The organism is Dietzia cercidiphylli, from assembly GCF_014145145.1.
Lineage (GTDB): Bacteria > Actinomycetota > Actinomycetes > Mycobacteriales > Mycobacteriaceae > Dietzia > Dietzia natronolimnaea.
Genome location: NZ_JAALEA010000262.1, coordinates 1 through 3117, shown reverse-complemented (window position 1 = coordinate 3117; position 3117 = coordinate 1). Strand labels below are relative to the sequence as shown.

At 70.9% G+C, this 3117-nt stretch carries 4 protein-coding genes; 1 reads left to right on the top strand and 3 read right to left on the bottom strand.

Annotated elements, in window-relative coordinates:
- Window positions 1-918: alpha/beta hydrolase (locus G6028_RS09920; protein WP_182658761.1), on the top strand; the 918-nt coding region annotated here is incomplete at its 5' end.
- Window positions 919-927: 9 nt separating this feature from the next.
- Here the strand turns inward: G6028_RS09920 and G6028_RS09915 are convergent.
- The 3 genes from G6028_RS09915 to G6028_RS09905 form a co-directional block, all read right to left on the bottom strand.
- The gene (locus G6028_RS09915; protein ID WP_182641350.1) at window positions 928-2100 is read right to left on the bottom strand and encodes a lipid-transfer protein; all 1173 of its coding nucleotides are present in this window, start codon (window positions 2098-2100) and stop codon (window positions 928-930) included.
- Window positions 2097-2534, bottom strand: a complete 438-nt coding sequence (locus G6028_RS09910; protein ID WP_338404190.1) for a MaoC family dehydratase — start codon at window positions 2532-2534, stop codon at window positions 2097-2099. The genes G6028_RS09915 and G6028_RS09910 overlap by 4 nt, the downstream gene beginning before the upstream one ends.
- A partial coding sequence (locus G6028_RS09905) for a Zn-ribbon domain-containing OB-fold protein (RefSeq protein ID WP_241730666.1) occupies window positions 2531-3117 on the bottom strand: 587 nt, incomplete at its 5' end. The genes G6028_RS09905 and G6028_RS09910, both read right to left, overlap by 4 nt.

Sequence of the window (3117 nt, the reverse complement as noted above, 5' to 3'; positions counted from 1 at the left end):
GCGCAGGGGACCCTGCGGTCCCGCGGGCTGGCCGGCGGGCTGAGGATGTTCGTCCGACCGGCCCTCGACATGATGCCGGCGACCGACGCGTCCCTCGGACGGCTGCGCGCGCTGACCTCGGGGGCCGGGCGGGCGGCCGCCCTCGAGACCACCAACGACTGGTCCTCGGACGGCCCCGTGCCCGGACTCTGGGTGGGCCGCAAGCGGTTCTTCCACTCGGACAAGGTGATCTACCACATCCACGGCGGCGGCTTCACCTTCGGATCCCCCTGGTCGCACAAGGCACTCGCGTCACGGATGGCCAGCGAGACCGGCGTGCCCGTCTTCCTGCCCGACTACCGGCTCGCACCGGAACATCCGCACCCTGCGGCCACGGAGGACACCCTCGCCGGCTGGGAGTGGCTGCTGAGCATGGGCTTCCGGGCGGAGGACATCGTGGTGGCCGGCGACTCCGCCGGCGGCAACCTCGCCCTCCAGCTCGTCGCGCAGCTCGAGAAGGAGCAGGCCGCGATGCCGGCGGGGGTCGTCCTGCTCTCACCGTGGGTGGATCTGGACTTCACCGACATGACCGCCCGCGACCGCGCCCGTAAGGACCCGTTCCTCGCCCTCGGCCTGGCCGAGCTCTGCCGACGCCAGTACGCGCCGGGAGTGGACCCGGACGACCCCGCCATCTCGCCGATCAATCACGTCCCGTCCCCCGACTGGCCGCCGTTCCTCATCCAGTGCGGCGGCGAGGAGATCTTCTGCGGGGGGATCGAGCAACTCGCGGAGCGTTTCGCCGAACACGGGGTCCGGCACGAGTTCCAACTGTGGCCACACCAGTTCCACGTGTTCCAGGTGTTCCACCCGCTCGTCCCCGAGGCCAAGGTCGCGGTGCGCGACATCGGCTCGTTCGTCCGCGGGTGCCTGCGCGGCTGAACTCCCCGGTCAGACCGTCAGCACCAGGCCCGAGGTCGGCACGCCCGTACCCGCGGTCACGACCAGCTTCTCCGCACCCGGCACCTGGTTGACCGAGTCGCCCCGCAGCTGACGCACACCCTCCGCGATGCCGTTCATGCCGTGGATGTAGGCCTCACCCAGCTGGCCACCGTGCGTGTTGAGCGGCAGTCGGCCACCCACCTCGAGCGCGCCCGGCTCGCGGACGAAGTCCTTGGCCTCCCCTCGGCCACAGAAGCCCAGTTCCTCGAGCTGCATGAGGACGTACGGCGTGAAGTGGTCGTAGAGCACGGCCATGTCCATGTCCTGGGGACGCAGGCCGGACTGGGCCCACAGCTGGTCGCCGACGATGCCCATCTCGGGCAACCCCGCGAGCTCCGGGCGGTAATAGGAGGTCATGATGTACTGATCCGGACCCGAACCCGAGGCCGCCGCCGCGATCGACACTGGCCGGTGCGGCAGATCCCGCGCCCGCTCGGGGGTCGTCACGACGATCGCCTGCCCGCCGTCGGACTCCTGGCAGCAGTCGAGCAGGTGCAGGGGCTCGGCGATGTAGCGCGAGTTCTGGTGGTCGTCCAGCGTGATGGGCGTGCCGTGGAAGAAGGCCGCCGGGTTGACGGCGGCGTGCTTGCGGTCCACCACCGCGACCCGCCCGAAGTCCTCGCTGGTGGCGCCGTACTCGTGCATGTAGCGCTGCGCGACCATCGCCACGAAGCCCGCCGGCGTCGACAGTCCGTGCGGGTAGGAGAAGGCGTTGTCCGTGCCGGAGGAGTTGACCTGCTGCACGAGCGCCGAGTTGACCTGGCCGAACCGCATCCCGGAGCGCTCGTTGAACGCGCGATAACAGACCACCACCTCGGCCACGCCCGTCGCCACGGCCATCGCGGCCTGCTGCACGGTCGCACACGCGGCGCCGCCGCCGTAGTGGATGCGGGAGAAGAAGTTCAGCGAGCCGATGCCGGCGGCGCGGGCGACCGCGATCTCGGTGTTGGTGTCCATGGTGAACGACACCAGGCCGTCGACGTCCGACGGCTGCAGACCGGCGTCGGCCACCGCCGTGCGCACGGCCTCGGCGGCCAGGCGCAGTTCGGAGCGGCCCGAGTCCTTGGAGAAGTCGGTGGCGCCGATCCCGACGATCGCAGCCTTGTTAGCCAGCGTGCTCACTGGGGGTCTCCGTACATGTAGAGGGTCGCCGTCGAGGTGACGTGCGCGCCCAGTGAGTCCGTGCCGACGATCTTCACAGTGACCAGCCCGTCGCCGTCGACCTCTGTGACCTCTCCGGTCAGGGTGAGGGAGTCGTACGCGTACCAGGGCACGCCGAGCCGCAGCTTGATGGACGTGATGCGGGCGCGCCGGCCCGCCCAGTCGGTGACGAACCGCTGCACCAGGCCGGTGTCGGTGAGGATGTTGACGAAGATGTCCTTGGAGCCCTTGGCGTGGGCGAGGTCGCGGTCGTGGTGGACGTCCTGGAAATCCCGGGTCGCCAGCGCCGAGGCCACGATGAAGGTCGGGGTCCCCTCGATGGTCAGCTCGGGGAGTCGGTCCCCCACCGCCACGGCGGGCGGCTCGGCGGGGCAGATCACTCGATCGGTGCTCACTTGGCAGCCTCTTCCTTCACCTCGGGCATCTGACGCTCCACCGGCGGGGCGCCGGCGGGTCGCCACGCGTACAGGGTCCACGGCTCGGTGCCGAACGCGGCGTCCTCGGCCGGGTCGCCGGGCATGTCGAGGAACTCGACCTCGACCTCCATGCCGATCCGGACCTCGGCCGGGTCGACGTCGCGCAGCTCGCCGAGCATCCGCACACCCTCCTCCAGCTCCACCAGTGCGATGACGAACGGGAACCGCGTGCGACCCGGCACGCGCGGGGCGTGGTGGGTGACGAAGCTGTACACCGTGCCGCGGCCGGAGGCCACGACGTAGTCGGTCTGCTCGGACCTGTCCTTCCAGAGCGCCGGGACGGGCGGGTGCTGCAGCGAGCCGTCCTCGCGCGTCTGGATGCGCAGCTCGTGGGCACGGACCCCGTCCCAGAAGAAGCGGGTGTCGTGCGAGACCGACGGGCGCAGGACCTTGCCCACCACCAGGTCGTCGGTGGCCGAGCCGGAGCTGGAGACGATCTGGTCCGCGGGCGCCGGCGCGGGCTCGGCGGTCGTGGCGGTCGCGGCGGTCGTGGCGGTCGCGG